The 21,181-nt window shown below is 64.9% G+C and carries 18 protein-coding genes; 8 read left to right on the top strand and 10 right to left on the bottom strand.

Going from position 1 to position 21,181, the window contains the following annotated elements:
• Positions 1 to 219, bottom strand: coding sequence for a translation initiation factor IF-1 (gene infA / locus P2G67_RS12200; RefSeq protein ID WP_275823490.1), 219 nt, complete (start codon positions 217 to 219; stop codon positions 1 to 3).
• 404 nt (positions 220 to 623) lie between these two features.
• Between infA and P2G67_RS12195 the strand changes: the two genes are divergently transcribed.
• Together P2G67_RS12195 and gltB are read left to right on the top strand one after the other, a co-directional pair.
• Positions 624 to 2,075: an NAD(P)-dependent oxidoreductase gene (locus P2G67_RS12195; RefSeq protein ID WP_322099695.1), complete on the top strand. Its 1,452-nt coding sequence runs from the start codon at positions 624 to 626 to the stop codon at positions 2,073 to 2,075.
• A 27-nt stretch (positions 2,076 to 2,102) separates the two neighbouring features.
• A complete protein-coding gene (gltB, locus tag P2G67_RS12190; protein WP_275823486.1) occupies positions 2,103 to 6,647 on the top strand; it encodes a glutamate synthase large subunit in 4,545 nt (1,514 codons plus the stop codon).
• Positions 6,648 to 6,677: 30 nt separating this feature from the next.
• On the opposite strand, the gene P2G67_RS12185 is transcribed toward gltB, so the two are convergent.
• The 6 genes from P2G67_RS12185 to P2G67_RS12160 all read right to left on the bottom strand — a co-directional run bounded on the left by P2G67_RS12185 (position 6,678) and on the right by P2G67_RS12160 (position 10,955).
• Positions 6,678 to 7,163 carry a 2,4'-dihydroxyacetophenone dioxygenase family protein gene (locus tag P2G67_RS12185; RefSeq protein WP_275823484.1) on the bottom strand — a complete coding sequence of 162 codons (486 nt, stop codon included), beginning with the start codon at positions 7,161 to 7,163 and terminating at the stop codon, positions 6,678 to 6,680.
• A 67-nt stretch (positions 7,164 to 7,230) separates the two neighbouring features.
• Positions 7,231 to 7,938: an SDR family NAD(P)-dependent oxidoreductase gene (locus P2G67_RS12180; RefSeq protein ID WP_275823481.1), complete on the bottom strand. Its 708-nt coding sequence runs from the start codon at positions 7,936 to 7,938 to the stop codon at positions 7,231 to 7,233.
• Entirely contained in the window at positions 7,935 to 8,567 is a 633-nt protein-coding gene (gene eda, locus P2G67_RS12175) for a bifunctional 4-hydroxy-2-oxoglutarate aldolase/2-dehydro-3-deoxy-phosphogluconate aldolase (protein ID WP_275823480.1), read from the bottom strand. The genes P2G67_RS12180 and eda overlap by 4 nt, the downstream gene beginning before the upstream one ends.
• Positions 8,564 to 9,502: a sugar kinase gene (locus tag P2G67_RS12170; RefSeq protein WP_275823478.1), complete on the bottom strand. Its 939-nt coding sequence runs from the start codon at positions 9,500 to 9,502 to the stop codon at positions 8,564 to 8,566. Before P2G67_RS12170 ends, eda begins: the two co-directional genes overlap by 4 nt.
• 26 nt (positions 9,503 to 9,528) lie before the next feature.
• A complete protein-coding gene (locus P2G67_RS12165) occupies positions 9,529 to 10,014 on the bottom strand; it encodes a GNAT family N-acetyltransferase (protein WP_275823476.1) in 486 nt (161 codons plus the stop codon).
• The gene (locus tag P2G67_RS12160) at positions 10,011 to 10,955 is read right to left on the bottom strand and encodes an acetamidase/formamidase family protein (protein ID WP_275823474.1); all 945 of its coding nucleotides are present in this window, start codon (positions 10,953 to 10,955) and stop codon (positions 10,011 to 10,013) included. Before P2G67_RS12160 ends, P2G67_RS12165 begins: the two co-directional genes overlap by 4 nt.
• Before the next feature lie 131 nt (positions 10,956 to 11,086).
• Between P2G67_RS12160 and P2G67_RS12155 the strand changes: the two genes are divergently transcribed.
• Positions 11,087 to 12,541: an N-acyl-D-amino-acid deacylase family protein gene (locus P2G67_RS12155; RefSeq protein ID WP_275823472.1), complete on the top strand. Its 1,455-nt coding sequence runs from the start codon at positions 11,087 to 11,089 to the stop codon at positions 12,539 to 12,541.
• Positions 12,542 to 12,544: 3 nt separating this feature from the next.
• Here P2G67_RS12155 and P2G67_RS12150 read toward each other — a convergent pair whose 3' ends face one another.
• Complete coding sequence (locus P2G67_RS12150; RefSeq protein ID WP_275823470.1) at positions 12,545 to 13,372, bottom strand: cytochrome c; 828 nt, start codon at positions 13,370 to 13,372, stop codon at positions 12,545 to 12,547.
• A gap of 112 nt (positions 13,373 to 13,484) precedes the next feature.
• Here P2G67_RS12150 and P2G67_RS12145 point away from each other — a divergent pair, with 112 nt between their 5' ends.
• The 4 genes from P2G67_RS12145 (at position 13,485) to P2G67_RS12130 (ending at position 18,470) form a co-directional block, all read left to right on the top strand.
• Positions 13,485 to 14,321 carry a universal stress protein gene (locus tag P2G67_RS12145; RefSeq protein ID WP_275823469.1) on the top strand — a complete coding sequence of 279 codons (837 nt, stop codon included), beginning with the start codon at positions 13,485 to 13,487 and terminating at the stop codon, positions 14,319 to 14,321.
• 136 nt (positions 14,322 to 14,457) lie between these two features.
• Entirely contained in the window at positions 14,458 to 16,800 is a 2,343-nt protein-coding gene (locus P2G67_RS12140; RefSeq protein WP_275823467.1) for a xanthine dehydrogenase family protein molybdopterin-binding subunit, read from the top strand.
• A gap of 9 nt (positions 16,801 to 16,809) precedes the next feature.
• A complete protein-coding gene (gene cysQ / locus P2G67_RS12135) occupies positions 16,810 to 17,634 on the top strand; it encodes a 3'(2'),5'-bisphosphate nucleotidase CysQ (RefSeq protein WP_275823465.1) in 825 nt (274 codons plus the stop codon).
• A gap of 35 nt (positions 17,635 to 17,669) precedes the next feature.
• Positions 17,670 to 18,470: an inositol monophosphatase family protein gene (locus P2G67_RS12130; protein WP_275823463.1), complete on the top strand. Its 801-nt coding sequence runs from the start codon at positions 17,670 to 17,672 to the stop codon at positions 18,468 to 18,470.
• A 50-nt stretch (positions 18,471 to 18,520) separates the two neighbouring features.
• On the opposite strand, the gene P2G67_RS12125 is transcribed toward P2G67_RS12130, so the two are convergent.
• A complete protein-coding gene (locus P2G67_RS12125) occupies positions 18,521 to 19,336 on the bottom strand; it encodes an IclR family transcriptional regulator (protein WP_275823461.1) in 816 nt (271 codons plus the stop codon).
• A gap of 100 nt (positions 19,337 to 19,436) precedes the next feature.
• Between P2G67_RS12125 and P2G67_RS12120 the strand changes: the two genes are divergently transcribed.
• Positions 19,437 to 20,291, top strand: a complete 855-nt coding sequence (locus P2G67_RS12120; protein WP_275823459.1) for a phytanoyl-CoA dioxygenase family protein — start codon at positions 19,437 to 19,439, stop codon at positions 20,289 to 20,291.
• Between the two features lie 5 nt (positions 20,292 to 20,296).
• Here P2G67_RS12120 and P2G67_RS12115 read toward each other — a convergent pair whose 3' ends face one another.
• Positions 20,297 to 21,181, bottom strand: coding sequence for a phytoene/squalene synthase family protein (locus tag P2G67_RS12115; protein WP_275823457.1), 885 nt, complete (start codon positions 21,179 to 21,181; stop codon positions 20,297 to 20,299).

Raw genomic sequence — 21,181 nt, 5'->3', positions numbered from 1 at the left:
TTACTTGAAGCGGAAGGTGATGCGACCCTTGGTCAGGTCGTAGGGGGTCATTTCCACGTTTACACGGTCACCAGCCAGCACACGGATGCGGTGCTTGCGCATCTTGCCAGCGGTGTGGGCCAGCACCTCGTGGCCGTTGTCGAGCTTCACGCGAAAGGTGGCGTTGGGCAGCAGTTCGGCAACTGTACCCTGGAATTCCATTAAATCTTCTTTGGACATGCCTCTGATCTTGCTGATTTCACGCAGGACGAACGGTGCGTCCCAGATGGGCCGCCACCGCGTTCCTGCATATATAGCCTTTCATTCACTGCGCCACAATCACTCCAAAGCGGCAGGCCCCAGAAAGCGCCCGAACAGACTTACAAAAAACAGATGGTCTCTTTTTGGGACGAAATACCCCCGGAATGCCGACAGGCGCATGCGGTTCTGCGACGCACGCGCAGGGGCATCACGAATATAGTCAACATTTCGGCCCTATCTGCCCAGAAAATGCTCGCCTGCAACACCGTCTTGCGATATACCGCGCTTCCGCTCCGCCCCACGGAGCTGCGCACAGAAGCGAGCCCCGGCCGACGGCACAGTGAAATGCAGCCCGGCCGAACAGCAGAATGAAGAGGCAAGTCATGGCGAACCGGATGCTCCAGTTCACGCAGGTGCAGCGACACATGCCGCCCAAGCGGGAGGTGACACTGCGTCGCAGCGACTTCGGCGAGATCTATGACGAGTTCGAGCCGCAGTCGGCGGCCGAGCAGGCTTCGCGCTGCTCGCAGTGCGGCGTGCCCTTCTGCCAGGTGCACTGCCCGGTTCATAACAACATCCCCGACTGGCTGATGCTCACGGCGGAGGGCCGCCTGCAGGAGGCTTATGAGGTCAGCCAAGCCACCAACAATTTTCCCGAAATCTGCGGGCGCATATGCCCGCAGGACCGGCTGTGCGAGGGCAACTGCGTCATCGAGCAGGCCGGCCACGGCACGGTCACCATCGGCTCGGTGGAGAAATACATCAACGACACCGCCTGGGAGCGGGGCTGGGTCAAGCCTGTCAGCCCGCCGCAGGAGCGCGAGCAGTCGGTGGGCATCATTGGCGCCGGCCCGGCCGGCCTCGCCGCAGCCGAGCAACTACGCGCCAAGGGCTATAAGGTAACGATCTATGACCGCTATGACCGCGCCGGCGGGCTGCTGATCTACGGCATTCCCAGCTTCAAGCTGGAGAAGGAAGTGGTGGAGCGCCGCACACGCCTGGTTGCCGATGCCGGCGTGACCTTCAAGCTGAACTTTGAGGTGGGGCGCGATGCCAGCCTTCCGGAGCTGCGCCTGCGGCATGACGCCGTGCTGATTGCCACCGGCGTCTACAAGGCGCGCGACGTCATGCTACCCGGCGCCGGCCTCGACAACGTGCTGCCGGCCATGGACTACCTGACCGCGTCCAACCGCAAGGGCCTCGGCGATGAGGTCCCTGCATTCGACGACGGCCGACTGGACGCCGCCGGCAAGGATGTGGTCGTGATCGGCGGCGGCGACACCGCCATGGACTGCGTCCGCACGGCGGTGCGCCAGGGAGCGCGCTCGGTCAAATGCCTCTACCGCCGGAACCGGGCCAACATGCCGGGTTCCCAGCGCGAAGTCGCCAATGCCGAGGAGGAAGGTGTCGATTTCGTCTGGCTGGCGGCGCCCGAGGCCTTCGACGGCCGTGACGGCGTGGCTGAAGTGCGCGCCCTGAAGATGCGCCTGGGGGTGGCCGATGCCACCGGCCGTCAGGCGCCGGAGGTCGTTGCGGACTCTGGATTCACTTTGCCGGCACAGATGGTGGTCAAGGCCTTGGGCTTCGATCCTGAGGATCTGCCGACCCTGTTCAACTGCCCCGAACTGGAAACCACCCGCTGGGGCACGGTGAAGGTCGCCTACCCCAGTCTCATGAGCAATCTCGACGGAGTCTTCGCCGCCGGCGACATCGTGCGAGGGGCCTCCTTGGTCGTGTGGGCCATTCGTGATGGCCGCGACGCCGCCGAGTCCATCGACCGCTATATCCAGGCCGGCGCCCAGAGCGGCACGCACGCCGCCAGCGCCGCCGCGTAATCCCCTTCGACCGGAAGGCTGAACAGCATGCCGCACGACCTCGACACGCCCCTCGCCCAGATCCGCGCCCAGGAAGCCGAGGCTGAGCGCCTTACCCGCATCGGCCTATACGATCCCGCCGACGAACACGACGCCTGCGGCGTCGGCATGGTCGCCGCGCTTGACGGTAAACCGCGTCGCGACGTCGTGTTGGCAGGCATCGAGGCCCTGAAGGCGGTCTGGCACCGCGGCGCCGTGGATGCCGACGGCATGACTGGCGACGGCGCCGGCATTCACGTCCAGATCCCACACAATTTCTTCCGCGAGCACATCGAGCGCACCGGCCACCGCGCACGCGACCGGCAGATCGGCGTCGGCATGGTCTTCCTGCCGCGCACCGACATGAACGCCCAGGAGCGCTGCCGCGTCATCGTCGAGCGGGAGATCCTCAACTCCGGCTACACCATCTACGGCTGGCGTCAGGTTCCCACCGACACCACGGTCATCGGGGAAAAGGCGAGCGCGACTCGCCCGGAGATCGAGCAGATCATCATCGCCAATTCCAAGGGCGTGGATGCGGCTCAGTTCGAGATCGACCTCTACATCATCCGCCGCCGGATCGAGAAGGCGGTGGAGCAGGAGTCGATCAAAGAGTTCTACATCTGCTCCCTGTCCGGGCGCTCCATCATCTACAAGGGGATGTTCCTGGCAGAGCAGCTCTCCACCTTCTACCCGGACCTGCTCGACGAACGCTTCGTTTCCAACTTCGCCATTTTTCACCAGCGCTACTCCACCAACACCTTCCCCACCTGGCGACTGGCCCAGCCCTTCCGCGTTCTCGCGCACAATGGCGAGATCAACACCCTGAAGGGCAACGTGAACTGGATGACGGCGCATGAGTGCCGCCTGGAGAACCGTCTGCTCGGCGAGGGGATTTCCGATGTGAAGCCGGTGGTACAGCCGGGCAGTTCCGATTCCGCCGCCCTGGATGCCGTCTTCGAGCTCATGGTCCGGGCCGGGCGCGATCTGCCCATGGTCAAGACCATGATGATCCCGGAAGCCTGGTCGTCAGACCAGGCCATGCCGGACGATTGGAAGGCTCTCTACTCTTACTGCAATGCTGTCATGGAGCCTTGGGACGGACCGGCGGCGATCTGCGGCTATGGCGGCCGCTGGCTCGTGGCCGGCATGGATCGCAACGGCCTGCGCCCCTTGCGTTTCTCCGTCACTGCCGACGGGCTGCTTTTTGCCGGCTCCGAGACGGGTATGGTGCGGATCGACGAGGCCCAGATCGTCGAGAAGGGCCGCCTCGGCCCCGGTCAGATGCTCGCCGTCGATCTGCAGGAGGGGCGCCTCTACCACGATGGCGAGATCAAGAACCGCCTCGCCGGTCAGCACCCCTACCGCGACTGGGTTGGCTCCATCACTGTCATCGACGACTTGATCCGGCCGGATGCGGGTGAATCCGTTGCGCTCGACCGCGACACCCTGCGCCGCCGGCAACTCACCTACGGCATCTCCATGGAGGACCTGGAGCTCATCCTCCACCCCATGGTGGAGACCGCCAAGGAAGCGGTCGGCTCCATGGGCGACGACACCCCGCTGGCGGTGCTTTCCGATCGCTACCGCGGCCTGCACCACTTCTTCCGCCAGAACTTCAGCCAGGTCACTAATCCGCCGATCGATTCCCTGCGCGAACGTCGGGTCATGGCGCTGAAGACCCGCCTGGGCAACCTCGGCAACATCCTGGCCGAGGACGAGACCCAGTGCCGCCTGCTGCAGCTCGATTCGCCTGTGCTCTCCAACGCCGAGTTCCTGGCGATGCGCGACTACATGGGCGAGACTGCAGCGGAGATCGACTGCACCTTCGATCCCGAGGGTGGTGATACAGCTCTGCGGCAGGGCTTGAGCCGGATCCAGCGCGAGGCTGAGGACGCCGTGCGCGGCGGCAAGACCCACGTCATCCTCACCGACGAGCACACGGCGGCCGACAAGGCGGCCATCCCGATGATCCTCGCCACCGCGGCGGTGCACACCCATCTGATGCGCGAGCGTCTGCGCACCTTCACCAGCGTGAACATTCGCTGCGGCGAGTGCATCGACGTGCACTACTTTGCCGTCCTGATCGGTGTCGGCGCGACGACGGTGAACGCCTACCTGGCCCAGGACGCCATAGCCGACCGCCACGCGCGCGGTCTCTTCGGTGACATGGACCTGACGCGGGCGGTCGAGCGCTACATCCAGGCGGTCGATGAGGGGCTGCTCAAGATCATGTCCAAGATGGGCATCTCGGTGATCTCCTCCTACCGCGGCGGCTACAACTTTGAGGCCGTCGGCCTCTCCCGCACCCTGGTGGATGAGTTCTTCCCCGGCATGCCCAGCCGCATTTCCGGCATCGGCCTGACCGGCATCCAGGGCATGACCATCGAGGCGCATCGCCGCGCCTGGTCACAATCAGTGATCGTGTTGCCGGTGGGCGGCTTCTACCGCTATCGCCGGGGCGGCGAGCACCATGCCTGGGAAGCGGGCCTGATCCACACCCTGCAGGCTGCGGTCGCCAACGACAGCTACTCGACCTACAAGAAGTTCAGTGAAGGAAACAGCAAGCTGCCGCCCTCCTCGCTGCGCGATCTGATGGACTTCAAGAAGGAGAAGCTGACGCCGATCTCGGTGGAAGAGGTCGAATCGATCACTGCGATCCGCAAGCGCTTCGTTACGCCCGGCATGAGCCTGGGCGCACTCTCCCCTGAGGCGCACGGCGCCCTCAACATCGCCATGAACCGCATCGGCGCAAAATCCGACAGCGGCGAAGGCGGCGAGGATCCCTCCCGCTTCACACCCCACCCGAACGGGGACAATGAGAACTCCGCCATTAAGCAGGTGGCCTCCGGCCGCTTCGGGGTGACGGCCGAGTACCTCAACCAGTGCCGTGAGATCGAGATCAAGGTGGCCCAGGGCGCGAAGCCCGGCGAAGGCGGCCAGCTTCCCGGCTTCAAGGTGACCGAGATGATCGCAAAGCTGCGGCACTCGACGCCGGGCGTCATGCTGATCTCCCCGCCGCCGCACCACGACATCTATTCCATCGAGGATCTGGCTCAGCTCATCTACGACCTGAAGCAGATCAACCCGGACGCCAAGGTCTGCGTGAAGCTCGTGGCTCGCTCGGGCATCGGCACAATCGCGGCCGGCGTGGCCAAGGCCAAGGCGGACGTCATTTTGATCTCAGGTCACAACGGCGGCACCGGTGCCAGCCCGCAAACCTCGATCAAGTATGCTGGCGTGCCCTGGGAGATGGGTCTGACCGAGGTGCACCAGGTGCTCACCCTCAACCGCCTGCGCCACAAGGTGCGCCTGCGTACCGACGGCGGCATCAAGACCGGCCGGGACGTGGTGATCGCGGCAATGCTGGGCGCCGAAGAGTATGGCGTCGGCACGGCCTCCCTGGTCGCCATGGGCTGCATCATGGTGCGCCAGTGTCATTCCAACACCTGCCCCGTGGGCGTGTGCACCCAGGACTCCGCCCTGCGGCAGAAGTTCGTCGGCACGCCGGAGAAAGTGGTTAATCTCTTCTCCTTCATCGCCGAGGAGGTGCGCGAGATTCTCGCCGAGCTTGGCTTGCGCTCTCTGGATGAGGTTGTGGGTCGGACCGATCTGCTGAGCCAGGTCAGTCGGGGTGCACCGCATCTCGACGACCTCGACCTCAACCCGCTTCTGGCCAAGCCGGACGGTGGCGGCCTGCCGACCCATTGCACCTTGGAGGGGCGCAACGAGGTCCCCGATACCCTGGACGCCCAGATGATCCAGGATGCCGAACCGCTGTTCCGCGATCGGGAAAAGATGCAGCTCCAGTACACGATCCGAAACACGCACCGGGCTATCGGCACCCGGCTGTCGGCCATGATCACCCGGCGCTTCGGTATGCAGGGCCTCCAGCCTGGCCACATCACCGTGCGTCTGCGTGGCTCGGCCGGTCAGTCACTAGGCGCCTGGGCGGTCCAGGGTCTCAAGCTCGAAGTCTTCGGCGATGCCAATGACTACGTGGGCAAGGGCCTGTCCGGCGGCAGCATCGTCGTGCGGCCCATGACCAAAAGTCCGCTCAGCACCCAGGACAACACCATCATTGGCAACACCGTGCTCTATGGCGCCACGGCCGGAAAGCTCTTTGCCGCCGGCCAGGCGGGCGAGCGCTTCTGCGTGCGCAACTCGGGCGCCGTGGCGGTGGTCGAGGGCTGCGGCTCCAATGGCTGCGAGTACATGACCGGCGGCACGGTCGCCATTCTGGGCGGCGTTGGCTTCAACTTCGCGGCTGGGATGACCGGCGGCATGGCCTTCGTCTACGATCCGGAGGAGAAGCTGCCCCTGCGCATCAACGCCGACAGCGTGATCTACCAGCGTATCGAGACACCACACTATGATTCGCTGTTGCGTGAGCTGATCGCCGAGCATGTGCGCGAAACCCAGAGCAGCTTCGCCGAGCGTCTGCTGATCGATTGGGAGCGGGAACAGCCTCACTTCTGGCAGGTCGTGCCCCAGGAAATGCTGCACCGCCTGGAGCACCCGGTCTCCCTGGAGGCGCGGGAGAAGCGGGCATAAAGGCCCGCTCCTCTACTTAGGCGTAGCTGATCACCGAATGAACTGATCCAGATAGTCTGCACCGAGCCCCACCTCTTCGTAGTGGCGGCGGCACATGTCGATCTTGGCGAAGACGTCCTCGAAGCCGGTGTGATTACCGTCTTCGTCCACGTAGTACATGCAGCCGGAGATGTTGAAGAAGGTGATCATCTCCTCCACGTCGTCGGGCACGACCAGCGTGTGGGTTTCGCCCGGCGGCTCGAAGACGTAGTCACCGGCGCGCGCCACCCAGTCGTGCTCGCGATAGTACCAGGAGCCTTTCAGCACGAAACCGTGGACCGGTGCCGGATGCAGGTGGCGGCTCAGCACGCCCGCCTTGCGCACCCGCAACAGGTTGCACCACTGTCCGGCCACGGTGTTGAGCATCAGGGGCCGGAACCAGACGTTCGGTGCCTGCGGCACCCAGACACGCTCATCTTCCGGGATGGCGGTCTGCACGATTTCCTTCGGCGAAAGCGGATGGGTCGATGGGCTCATCGGGACCTCTCAAAGCAGTGGCGCGTGGACCGGGCGTCCGGGAAGGCGCCCTCCTACGCAGGGAAACTCAGACTGTCAGATAGCCCCCGTCCACGGGCAAGACCACCCCGTTGACGAAAGCGGCGGCGTCGGAGCAGAGGAAGGCGACCGCGCCGCCGATATCCTGCGGCGTCCCCCAGCGCCCCTGCGGTGTTCGGGCCAGGATGGCGGCATTGCGCGCTTCATCCTCCTGCAGGGGGCGGGTCAGGTCGGTCGAGATCCAGCCAGGGGCCACGGCATTGACCCGGATGCCTTCGGCGGCCCAGGCGGCAGCCAACGCCTTGGTCAACTGGGCCACGCCGCCCTTGCTCGCTGTGTAGGCCGGCACCATCGGGCCACCGAAGAAGCTCAGCATCGAGGCGGTGTTAACGATCGCGCCGCCGCTTTTCGTCAACAGCGGCCGGCAGGCCACGCACAGGCGCATGGTGCCGGTGAGGTTCACCTCCACCACCTTCTGAAAGGTCTCGACATCATACTCCGCCCCGCCGCGGCCAATGATGCCGGCGCAGTTCACCAGCGCATCCAGGCGGTCGAGACCGGAAACCAGCGCGTCCACCGCCGCCTGATCGGTAACGTCCAGATGGGTTGTCGTCATGCCCGGGCGCGCCGGAGCATCGAGCGGATGAAGACCAGCCGCCAGCACCTCCCATCCGGCTTCGAGCAGTCCTTCTGCTATCCCCAGGCCAATGCCCCGGGTTCCGCCGGTGACCAGTGCCAGCTTCTTGCCGTCGCTCATTTCTTCACTCCTGCCGCCGCACGGGCTCGCTGTTCAATCTCCTCCCAGGCCCCCCGGCGGATGGCCGCAGACGGCGCGATCCAGGAGCCGCCAACGCAGGCAACATTGTCCAGCGACAGGTAGTCCGGCGCGCGCTCGGCGCTGACTCCACCGGTGGGACAGAAGCGGCAATCGGGAAAGACCGGCTGCACTGCCTTAAGCCAGGCAATGCCACCCGCGACTTCGGCCGGGAAGAACTTCATATCCCTATAGCCTGCTTCCCGCAGAGTCATCACCTCTCCTGCAGTCGCAGCGCCCGGCAGAAGAGGTGGCATGTCTTCCGCTTGCGCCGCCTGCAACAATCCGGCTGAGGCGCCGGGGCTGACCGCGAAGGCCGCGCCGATTTCGGCAGCGGCGTGCAGCTGAGCGCGATCTAGCACGGTGCCCAAACCGACCAGCGCGTCGGGAAGTGCCTGAATCATGGCCCGCGCGGCATCCAGGGCTGCCGCCGAGCGCAGGGTGATCTCGATCACCGGCAAGCCCCCGGCCAACAGAGCCTTTCCAAGTGGCACCGCATCCTCCACCCGCTCCAGCGTCAGCACGGGTATCACCGGAGCCCGATCCAGCAGACCGGCCATGGCGAAGGTCATGCCTCGCTCCTTTGGGCAAGAAAGGCTTCCACCTCGGCGCGTCTGGGTATGGGCGCCACGGCACCGTAGCCGGTGGTGGACAGGGCGGCGGCGGCATTGGCATAGCGCGCCGCGTCGAAAGGATCCGTTCCGCGCGTAAGTTCGGCCAGGAAGGCGCCATCGAAGCAATCGCCCGCGCCGCTGGCGTCCACGGCCTCCACCGGGAAGCCCGGGACCAGCGCGCGCCGCTCCCCCGTGGCAAGCAGCACTCCCTTGGCCCCCAGCTTGAGCGCGACCAGACGACAATCCAGACCCAGGTAGAAGTCGACGATGGCCTCCGGATCGCTCAGCCCAGTCAGGGCGAGCGCGTCATCCAGCCCTGGCAGTGCGACGTCCACTCCACGTATGGCTTCGTGAATGACGGCCCGCGCACGGGGCAACGGCCAGAGCTGCCGGCGCAGGTTGGTATCATAGGAGATGCGTCCGCCGGCCGCGCGCACCTCATCGATCGCGCGAAACACGCCGTCGCAGGCCCGGTCGGAAATGGCCTGGCTGATGCCAGAGACATGAAGGAAACCGGAGTTGCGCAAGACCGGCAATGGCAGATCCTCGGGCCCGAGACGACTGGCGGCTGAACCCGCGCGGCAGTAGGTGAAGGCGTGGCCGTCGGGGCCGTGGGTGATGAAGTATATGCCCGTGGGTGCCTGCGCAAACCGCACAACACCACTGCAATCCACACCTTCCTCAGTCCAGAGCTCCTCCAGTGCATCGCCGAATGGGTCGTGACCCAGCGCGGTCACGAAGCCACAGCGCGCGGATTGACGGGCGGCGGTAATCACCGCGTTCGACGTGTCGCCACCGAACCCCTGGAGATAGTTGCGGCGCTCGGCCGAGCCCGGCACTTGGCTGAACTCGACCATCGGCTCGCCTAGGCCCACAATATCGAATGGCTCCACTTCCCCTCCCCTTGTAGCAACTGGCGCTAACAGCTTGGCGCCTGAATAATTTTTTCCATCCGGTAGTTCGTCAAGCTTTCCCCTCTACAGGGGACACTTTGCGCGGCAATCGTCCGAAACCCCTGCCGTTCGAAGAAGCCGCGCGCCGTGATGCTGGCTTCCGTAAACAGTTGAGGCGCGCCTCGCTGAATCGCAGCCTGCTCGATGGTTCTGAGCAGGGCTGCGGCCACGCCTGTCCCGCCAAACGAGGGATGGACGAACAGCATGTCGATGTGGCCGTCCGGCTCAAATTCAGCGAATCCCGCAGGAGTATTGTCGACCAACGCCATCCAGATGGCACGGCCTTGCCGCCGCTTTATCCAGGAATCCTTGTTCACTTGCGCCCAGGCATTTACTTGCGCGGGCGTGTAATCTGCCGAAGCCGTTTCCTGAATCGCCCGAAGGAAGATCTCGATCGTCGCATCGAGGTCATCACGCACGTAGGGCCTTATAACAAGCAGACTGCTGCTCAAGTGAAAACCATCCGCGGAAAGTAGAAGGACACGAGCCAGTTGGGCGCATCCACGATTTCGCTGATCCGCAGGTCGCCACAGACACTACAGAGCATGTAGGCATCCACGGGGGTCATGCCGTGCTGTGCCGCCAGCAAGTCGATCATCCGGCGCACCGAATCCTTGGCGGCCTCCATCAGATCAGGACCGATACCCGTGGTCACCTCGTAGCCGGCCTCGTCCAGATGGCGGGTGACCGGCCCCGGTGTGGTGAAGCGCGGTGTTGCGGGTGCAGCACCCTTCATCAGCTCGAACTTCAAGGCGACGCTCATGGGGCTCTCGATGGCCGTGCCGCAGACCTCCCCGTCTCCTTGGGCCGCATGGGTGTCTCCCACGGAGAAGAGCGCGCCGTCCACCTCCACCGGCAGATAGAGCGTGCTGCCCTCCGCCAGGTCGCGCACGTCCATGTTGCCGCCCACCCGGCGCGGCGGAACGATGGAATGGGTCCCAGCCTCGGCCGGCGCAACGCCGATGGTCCCGGTGAAAGGCTTGAGCGGCACACGCCCGCCCGGACCGTAGAGTGCCGGCGCCAGGCTCTGAGCATCATATTGCCAAAGGTGCAGTGCCGGATCAGGGAAGTCGTCCGCCAGGAGGCCGAAACCCGGGATGCAGGCCGTCCAGCCCCATCCCGAGGGCTTGAAGGACAGAAGTGTCACCTTCAGCGCATCGCCCGACTCTGCGCCTTCGATACGAACCGGGCCGGTCACCGGATTGATACGGTCGAAATCGAAGCGGAGGATATCGCCCGCCTCGGACTGCGGATTAAGCTGTCCGCCCGACGCATCAAAGACCTCGAACTCCACGCTTTCCCCAGGCGCTATGGCCAGCACCGGAGGATTGGCGTTGCTCCAGCCACAGTGGGAGTGATTGCGATGAATGGTGTGCCTGCCGCAGCCGCTCATGATGCCCTCACCTCCTGCCTTCCTTTCCGCCCGATTATTCACAGGCGCCAAATGGAAACCGCGTGGTTCAGATAGTCCGCATTTGCGTCTAGCATGCCACGGGACGACAGAAAGCCGAAAGGGCGCAACGCATGAGCAATCAGAGCATTCAAGCGGATCTGGCAATCACCAACGCACGGCTGATCGACGGCAGCGGTGCCCCGGCGCGCCGCGGTGGCATTGCCATACGCGATGAGCGCATTGTCGCCCTGGGTGACCTCCGGAACGTCGAGGCAGGTACAGAGATCGATGCCGTCGGCAAGGCGGTCTCGCCGGGCTTTATCGACGTGCACACCCACGACGACCGCGCACTGCTCGCTGATCCGGAGATGACCTGCAAGGTCAGTCAGGGTGTCACCACGGTGGTCGCCGGAAACTGCGGCGTCAGTCTCGCGCCCCTGACCATCAGCAAGCGTCCGCCCCCGCCGCTCGATCTGGTCAGCGAGTCGGCCCAGGGGTTCTTCGGCACCATGCGGGAATACTTCGCCGCCCTGGACGACGCACCGGCCGCGGTCAATGCCGTGGCCCAGGTAGGGCATTCATCACTGCGTGCTGGCGTCATGGACAGCCTCGACCGTCCAGCCGATGCCGGAGAGATCAAGCAGATGCGCGCGCTGCTCGAGGAGGGCTTGGAGGCCGGCGCCATCGGCATGAGTACCGGGCTCTTCTATGCGCCGGCCAAGGCCGCACCCACCGAAGAGGTGATCGAACTCGCCAAGGCACTTGCCGGCTTCGGTGCAGTGCATACCACCCATATGCGCGACGAGTCTGCCCTGGTGCAGCAGTCCCTGGAGGAAACCTTCCGCATCGGCCGGGAAGCCGGCGTGCCCGTGGTCATCTCCCATCACAAATGCGCCGGGAAGCACAATCACGGCCGTTCGGTCGAGACGCTCGCCCTAATCGACCGCGCCCGCAAAGTGCAGGAACTGAGCCTCGACGCCTATCCCTACGTGGCGGGCTCGACGACGCTCGCCAACGATCTGCTGCACGAGTCGAGCAAGGTGGTGGTGAGCTGGTCCGAGCCCCACCCGGAGGCCAGCGGCCGCGACCTGGCGGAACTGGCCGCCGAATGGGGTGTCGATCAGTCCGAGGCGGTACAGCGCCTGCTGCCGGCCGGCGGCATCTTTTTCATGATGGACGAGGCGGACGTCCGCCGGATTCTCGCCTATCCCGGGACCATGATCGGCTCCGATGGCCTGCCACACGATGTGCACCCGCATCCCCGTCTCTGGGGCACCTTTCCGCGCGTGCTCGGCCACTACGCCCGGGACGAAAAGCTCTTCTCCCTGGAAGAGGCCGTGCACAAGATGACGGCGCTGTCCGCAGAGCGCTTCGGGCTGGCCAACCGGGGCCACCTTGCGGTCGGAGCCTACGCCGATCTGGTGCTGTTCGACCCAGACAGCGTGGCCGATCGGGCAACTTTCGATGCACCCAAAATGCCTGCCGCGGGGATCGAGCAGGTCTGGGTCAACGGCGTGAGCGTCTGGAAGGACGGCCGGCACAGCGGCGCCCGACCGGGCCGCGCCCTCCGACGTGGCACGGAATGAAAGTCAGTGGTCTGCCATGTGGCGCAGGTAGGCGATCACTGCGTCCAACTCTGCCTCGCTCAACATTTCTTGACTGAAGGCGGGCATCTGCATGCCGGGCCAACTGCGCAGCGCGGCCGGATCGCGCAACAAACGCCGCAGTCCCTCCTCGGTGAAGTAGCGCGTGGGATTGGCCGGCTGATTGAGATCCGGTCCCTTGGTGGCGCTGCCGGCGCCGTTGAGGGTGTGACAGGCCATGCATTGGGTCACGAAAACCTCCTGGCCGGCCCGGGCGGGATCCTCCGCCGGCAGGTCATCGGCCACCGCGATTTCCGGCCAGCGCGTCGCAGCTGGCGCCACGTTGCGGACCTGCACCACCGCGTAAGGCCACTGTTCGCTTCGGATGCCGCTCTTCTCGGCATCGGTCCAGACGAGATAGAAGGGACCGGCGCTGATCTGTTTGCCGGGCAGAGCCGGCCAGGGGGCATCTGGCGGCTCGATCGCCAGCCAGGCCACCGCGCTCTCCTCGCCATCGCCCAACAGCAGCGCCGCAGGGATCAGAGAGGCGAAGCCGTCGCTGGCGATGAATTCAATCTCCTCATCCGGCGAGACGGAATGGGCCGATAGGAGGTCCGCCATCGGCAAGGCGCGATACTGCATCGCCTTCCTGTAGGCCACGTCCTGCTTCAAGGAGAGATCCTGCGTGTCCGGGCGCCCCAGCAGTTCCTCGGCGCTCAGAATGATCCGCTCGCCGGCGATCTCCACCGCAAGCTCCGGCGTGGCCTGGGCCGCCGATGGAGCCAAGAGCACAAACGTGAACAGCAGGCTTCGCCACCAAAAGCCTTCACCCATCGATCCCATCCCACTCTAACAATCACGATTTGGAGCATGAAGCAGTTGCCTATACCATGCTTGTGCACAACAAGGGCGCCGCAAGGCGACAGGAAAGGAAGGAAGCATCGCGATGGCCATCAAGGACCTGCTGGTCGCCTATCAGGGTGATGAGGATTCGAAACACGCGCTTCGATTCGCCCTGCAGATGGCGAAGAAGTACGGGGCAAGTGTCACCGGTGCCTATGTTTTCGCGCCGGAGCAATACGAGAGCCAGATCCGCCACTGGATTGGCGCCGACTTCCTCAAGCAGATGCGCCAGGTCCAGTTGGAGGCTGTCGCCGGCATTGAAGCCTCATTTCTTGCAGCGGTGCAGGAAACCGCGCCCGAGGTTCCTCATGAATGGGTGTCGGCCAATGGGCCTCCCGGCCTCACTCTGGCGCGCATGTCGCGCTCCTTCGACATGCTCATCACCGGCCAGTTCGAGGGTGCGGTGCGCATGGGCGGGCGCGCGGTACAGCCGGAGGAAGTGATCGTACGCTCCGGCAAGCCGCTGGTGATGGTTCCCAAGGGCTATTCCATCCGACCCTTCAAGGAGGAAGCGGCGGTGGCCTGGGACGGCAGCCGTTCCGCCACGCGGGCGCTGACTGACGCCATGCAGATCCTGGAAACCAAGAAGCGCCTGGACGTGGTGACCGTCAACAGCAGCAGCGAGGAAGCGATTCTCGGCTGGGCCGGCGAGCACGACATCATCGCTCACCTGAAGCGCCACAGCATCGACGCCCGCCATGTGCCGCTGGAAATCAAGGGCAGCCTGGGCAAAACGATTCTTTCCTACTGCCAGGAAAGCGATCCCGACGTGCTGGTGATGGGGGCTTTCGGCCGCGGCAAGCTGGGTTCCCTGCTCTTCGGCGGTGTGTCCCAGTACATCCTCGAACATCAAACCGTGCCGGTGCTCATGTCGCACTGACCGGCGCGCTCGCGCCAGCGTCGGAGGCTCCGTCCCTATTGGCCCTTTCGCGTCCCCGTCGGCCTTGCCTATAGTGCGCGCCGTTCCGGCGGATCCCGCCATGGCGCATGGCAACATTGGCGAACGGGAGTGAAGAATGGGCCAGTTCGGTGTTGGTCAGGGCATCAAGCGACTGGAAGACGTTCGTCTTCTGCGCGGTGAAGGGCGTTATCTGGACGATGTCAATCTGGACGGTCAGGCACACGCCGTCTTCGTCCGCTCGCCGCACGCCCACGCCGAGATAACCTCGATCGACACAGAGGATGCGGCCGCCGTCGAAGGCGTGCTGGCCATCTTCACCATCGCCGATCTCGACGCCGATGGTATCGGGACAATCCCCTGCCTAGCGCCGATGAAGGGCATCGACGGCGAGCCGGCCCGCCAGCCCCCGCGCCCGGCCCTCGCCAAGGGTCGCGTACGCCACGTGGGCGAGGCGGTGGCCCTGGTGGTCGCTGAGACCCAAGAAGCGGCAGAAGAGGCCGCCGAGTTGGTGATGGTCGACTACGAGCCGCTGCAGGCGGTCATTTCAGCGCCTGACGCCCTGGCCGAGCGGGCGATTCAACTCCACGACGCGGCCCCCGGCAACCTGGCGCTGCACTGGCGACAGGACAACGGCGCCAACATTGAGGACGCCTTTGCCAAGGCTGCCAAGGTCGCCACGGTCGACCTGATCAACAACCGTATCGTGGTGAACTCCCTGGAGCCGCGCGGCGCCATCGGCGACTACGATCCGCAGAGCGAACGACTGACGCTGGTCTCGGGCAGCCAAGGCATCTTCCGGCTCAAGGGGCAGCTCAGCGAGAACATCTTCAAAGTTCCTGAGGAGAAGCTGCACATCATAACGCCCGATGTGGGCGGCGGCTTCGGCATGAAAATCTTCTGCTACCCGGAGCAGGTCTGTGTGCTCTTCGCCGCGCGGCGGCTGCAACGACCGGTGAAATGGACCAGCTCGCGTGGCGAAGCCTTCCAGTCCGACATTCAAGGCCGCGACCATGTGACCAGGGCCGAAATGGCCATGGACGCAGAGGGGCACTTCCTGGGCCTGCGCGTGCGCACCCAGGCCAATCTGGGCGCCTATCTCTCCAACTTCAGCACCTACATCCCCACTGGCGCCTCCACCCAGATGTTCACGGGACTCTACAAGATCCCGGCCATTGACGCCGAGGTGCGCTGCGCTTTCAGCAACACCGTTCCGGTGGATGCCTACCGCGGCGCTGGCCGCCCGGAGGCCGCCTATCTGATGGAGCGGTTGGTGGATGAAGCTGGACGGGTCGCGGGCCTGGATGCGCGGGAGATTCGCCTGCGCAATTTCGTGCAGCCGGAAGACCTGCCCTACAACTCCGGCATGGGCCCAGTCTACGACAGTGGCGACTATCCGCGCCTCCTGAAGCAGGCCACCAAGCTGGCCGACTGGGAGGGCTTCGCGCAGCGTCGGGCCGAAGCACGCAAACAGGGGAAGTTGCTCGGCATCGGGCTTGCCTCCTATGTCGAAGCCTGCTCCGGCATGGGGCAGGAGGAAGCACGCCTCACCCTGGACGAGGACGGCGGCATCACCCTGGTGATCGGGACCATGACCAACGGTCAGGGTCATCACACCGCCTATGCCCAGCTCCTGAACGACAAGCTGGGCGTGGATCCGGAGAAGGTTCGGATGATCCAGGGCGACAGCGACATCGTAAAGAAGGGCGGCGGCACCGGTGGGTCCCGCTCGCTTTTGATGGGCGGTGTTGCCATTAACCGCGGCGCTGACCTCTTGATCGAAGAGGGTCGCAAACTCGCCGGCCAACTGCTCGAAGCCGCAACCGCGGACATCGAGTTCGTCGACGGCACCTTTTCCATCGTCGGCACCGATCGCCGCGTCTCCCTTGAGGGCCTGGCAAAAGCTCTGGGCGAAGGCTCTATCCCCGGCGCCGACGACTCACTGAAGGCGACCGGCGACTACACGGCCGAGGCACTCACCTATCCGAACGGCACCCACGTCTGCGAGCTCGAAGTGGATGAGGATACCGGCGTCACCAAAGTCCTACGCTATCTCGTGGTCGACGACTTCGGCACCGTGGTGAATCCGATGATGGCCGCCGGTCAGGTCCACGGCGGTGCCGCCCAAGGGCTGGGGCAGGCGTTGCTCGAGCACACGGTCTACGACGAGGAAGGCCAGCTTCTGACCGCCTCCCTGATGGACTACTGCCTGCCGCGGGCAGACGACATGCCGCCGATCGAGGTCAACCTTGTCGAGGATCTGCCCTGCAAGACCAATCCCATGGGAGTGAAGGGTGCGGGCGAGGCCGGCGCAATCGGTGCGCCTCCGGCAATCATCAACGCGCTCATCGACGCGCTCTCGCCCATCGGCCCGGCACAGATCGATATGCCCGCCACACCGGAGAAGGTCTGGCGCGCGATCCAGGAGGCCCGTACCGCCGGGCGGGCCGCAGCAGAATAAGGATACCCCATGGTCACTGACCCCACTTTCAGCCCTCTGCCAGACGAGGCCTCGGCGGAGGACCTGCTGGCCGTGCTGCGCTCACTTGCCGAGCAGGCCGGCAAGGTGGTGCTGGAATACTATGCCCAAGGCGACGCCGTTGAGGTACGGGACAAGGATGACGCCTCGCCGGTGACGGCCGCAGATGAAGCCTGCGAACGCTTCATCCTGCAGGCGCTGAAGCAGATCACGCCCAGCATTCCGATCATCTCGGAAGAAGCTGCATCGGCCGGCGAACTGCCCGATGTGGTCAAGGGGGGGCGCTTCTGGTTGGTGGATCCGCTGGACGGCACCAAGGAGTTCCTCTCGCGCAACGGCGAGTTCACCGTGAACATCGCTCTGGTGGACGCCGGCCGCCCCATCGCTGGCGTCGTGCATGCACCGGCGCTTGACGCCACCTGGATCGGTGCGCGGATCAACGGGCAGTCCCAGGCCGCCTATTCGGAAGGCGACGGCCCTGGTGTGGCGATTCGCGTCCGCGCCTGCCCGAACGATGGCGCCACTATTGTGGCCAGCCGTCGCCATGGCTCAGGCGGTGATCTCGACCAGTTTCTCGCACGCTTTACGGTGAAGGACCGGGTCTCTGCAGGCTCGTCGCTTAAGTTCTGCTTGATTGCCAGCGCCAAGGCGGACATCTATCCCCGCTTCGGGCGCACCATGGAATGGGACACGGCGGCTGGACAAGCCGTTCTGGAAGCGGCTGGCGGTCGCGTGGAAACGGTAGACGAACAGCCCCTGACCTACGGCAAGCCCGGTTTCGAGAACCCCCACTTCATCGCCTACGGCAGCCCTTGAGGCTGGTCTATCCTTTACGCTAGCACTGAGAAGTCATGTCCCTAAAGTCTCCGCAGATAACCGTCATGACCCGTGCGGCCTTCAAGGCCGCGCGCCACCTGAAGCGCGACTTCGGGGAGGTGGAAAACCTCCAGGTATCGCGCAAGGGTCCGGCAGACTTCGTCTCCACTGCCGACCTCAAGGCGGAGAAAATCCTGCGCGAGGAGTTGAGCCGCGCACGGCCTGACTATGGCTTCCTCATGGAAGAGTCCGGAGCCAGCAGTGCCCAGAATGGCGAAACGCGCCGCTGGCTCGTCGACCCGCTCGACGGCACCACGAACTTCCTGCACGGCCTGCCGCACTTCGCCATTTCCATCGCGCTGGAGGAAAAGGGCGAGGTGATCGCCTCGGTGATCCTCGATCCCATCAAGGACGAACTCTTCGCCGCGGAGAAGGGCCAGGGCGCCTTCCTCAACGACCGGCGCATCCGGGTCTCCGGCCGCCGCCGCTTCGACGAGGGCCTCTTTGCCACCGGCATTCCCTTCAAGGGCCGCGCCGGCCACAAGGCCTTCCTCGAAGAACTGGAAAAGGTAATGGCGGCGACGGCCGGCGTGCGACGCTGGGGCACTGCCGCACTTGATCTCGCCTATGTCGCGGCCGGCCGCTACGAAGGCTTCTGGGAACGCGGCCTCAAGTCCTGGGACATCGCCGCTGGCATCCTTCTGGTGCGCGAGGCAGGCGGACAGGTGAGCGAGATCGGCGGACGGGCCATGACCCTAGACAGCGGCTCCATCCTCGCCGCCAACGCCCAGTTACACCGCGACCTGGGCAAGCTCCTCAACCAGCCTCTCGATTGAGGGCGGGCAGCAGCCGGTTTCTGTGCGTGCAGAGTCGCCGGCTCTTCCGGTCAGCGCCGGGGCGGCCTGCCGCCAAGATCGCGTGAGATATCGGCCGCTGCCCGCTGCAGCTCCGGCAGCAGGAGTTCGTGCAGCCGTTCCTCGCTGAAGCGCTCGGTGGGCATGGTCACGCTGAGCGCGCTCCTGACACTGCGATCCGCCTCGAACAGCGGCACCGCCAGGGCACAAACCCCCGCATGCCATTCGCTGCGGTTCGTGGCATAGCCCTGTTCGCGCACGCGAGCCAGTTCACGCAGCAGATCCTCGCGCCGGACCAGCGTGTTCTCCGTGTAGGGGATCAAAGGCTCGGCAACATGCTCCTCAAGATCGCTTTCCTTGCGGTAGGCCAGAATCGCCTTGCCCATTGCCGAACAGAAGGCGGGTGCGCGTAAGCCCACATAGGTCTCCACGCGAATGGGCTGCCGGCACTCGACCTTTTCCAGGATCACGACCCCGGAGCCCTCGAGCACCGCAAGATGCGGGCTTTCGTTCAGTTCGGCGGCCAGTGCTTCCATGCGCCCCAGCGCGACTTCGCGCGGCGAAATCCGCGCCATCGCGCGCACCCCGATCTCCCAGCTGCGCAGGGACAGCCGATAGCGGCTGTCGCGCACCGACTTCGTAACGAAGCCACAGTCGACCAGCGTAGCGAGAATGCGAAAGAGCGTCGGGCTGGTGAAGCCCAGATTTCGCGAAAGCTCCGTCAGGCTGGCTGACTCCAGGTGCGACAGGGCCTCGAGAACTTCCAGCCCCTTACCGAGGGTTGCCGTGTGGTACCCCGAGCGCGGGCGGGTGACGACCGGATCGGTCGCGTCGATTGACAAGTTCATACCCGCAGCCTACCACTTTTATTGAATAACAAAAACTCTTTTCATTATTCGAAAACATGTATGTCTCCACCACAAGAGACACGTACACAGGAGGAAGCCCATGACCTCGATATTGACGCCCGAGCAGAAGCGCTCTTTCGAAGAGGACGGGCTGGTTTTCGTGCGCGGCCTCTTCGATGCGCAGGAAACCGGATTGCTGCGCCGTGCGATGGAAGAGGATCCGGCAATCCGTGCCCACATGATCGACCGGGCAGATGCCGATGGTGCGGCCACCCGGATCAGCCTATGGAACCGCGCCGGCAACAGCGTCTACGGCCTGGCGGCACGCTGCGCGCGCATGGTCGACACGGCCGAGGATCTATTGGGTGAGGAGGTCTATCACTTCCAGTCGAAGCTGACCGCCAAGGAGCCGCGTGTCGGCGGCGCCTGGGAATGGCACCAGGACTATGGCTACTGGTACTACAACGGCTGCCTGCGGCCGAACATGCTGAGTTGCATGATCGCTCTCGACAGGACGGACCGCACGAACGGCTGCCTGCAGATCGTCAAGGGCTCGCACCACCTGGGCCGCATCGATCACGTGCCGGTCAGCAGCAAACAGAATGCCGCCGATCCGGAGCGCATGGAGCACATCCTGGAAAAGCACGAGGTGGTCTATTGCGAACTGGACCCTGGCGATGCGGTCATCTTTCACTGCAATGCCCTGCATCGCTCCGACCAGAACCGATCGGACAAGCGCCGCTGGACCCTGCTGATCTGCTACAACGCCGCAAGCAACGACGCCTATGTCCGGGAGGATGACCGCTCCTACGTGCCCCTGGACCGGGTGCCCGACTCGGCGATCAAGGACGCCGGTCTCGCCTTTGCCGGTGACGGTCTCGAACACTTCGCCAGCAAGCCCTACGTCCCCGATGTGGCCCGCAGCGCGGCAGCGGTGGCCAGCGGCGAGATGTAACCCGGCTACCAGCGCCCGCGCCAGGACAGCCAGGCCAGGCGTGGCATGCGGCTCGGCGGCGCCAGCCCGGCGCGCGGGTCGAAGGGGTTGTAGTCTGCGGCGGCCAGACGCTTGAGATAGAGCCGCGCCAGGCTGCCGTGCAACAGAACGGGCTTGGCCATTCTGGCATCCGGTACCAGTTTCGCGGCTTCGGACAGATGCTCCTCGGCCCGCTGGGCCAGACGCATGGCCACCCCCGACAAGGCTTCCTGGGGCCGCAGTTCGAAGAGGTCCTGCCGGTTCACGCCTGCGACGGCGAGATGGTCCTCCGGCAGATGGATCCGCTTCTGCGCGGCATGAAAGGGCACCGCGCGCAGCAGACCGACGCTGGAGTAGGCAATGCCGATATGCCGTGCGGCACGATGCAGCGCTTCATGGCTGTCTGCTGGCAAGCCCATCAGCTCCAGAGCCGCGCGTAGAAGGTCCGCGCCCGTGGCTTCGGCGTAGCGCTCGAAGGCCGTCAGGTCTGCGGGAGCCTCACCGGAAAGGTCCGCCTCGCGCGCATCGATCAGCCGTTCCAGGCGCGCGCGGTTCAGCCGACCTTGTTGTGCTGCCGGGTGCAGGACCTGGATGACGTAGTGCTCCCGCGGCGTGCCTTCAAACAGCCCCTCGACCGACTCTCGCCACCACTGCAAACGGATCTGGCCGATGATGGCCTCACTGACCACCTCGGAGGTCTTGGCGATTTCATGGTTGAAGGCGAACAGCCCCTGGAGTTGGTCGCGCAGGCCCGGCGCTGCAAAGAGACTGAGCAGATAGCGGTCGTGATCGTGGTGGCGCAGCTCCAGGGCCGCGGCCGGCAGACGCTCACCTTCGCTCCCGCTCCTTCCCGGGCGATGCTTCGCTGACAC

It is taken from the genome of Aquibaculum arenosum, from assembly GCF_029222965.1.
Lineage (GTDB): Bacteria > Pseudomonadota > Alphaproteobacteria > Kiloniellales > DSM-21159 > Aquibaculum > Aquibaculum arenosum.
Note: the sequence above shows the minus strand (reverse complement) of the source record. Positions and strands in the feature narration are given on the sequence as shown.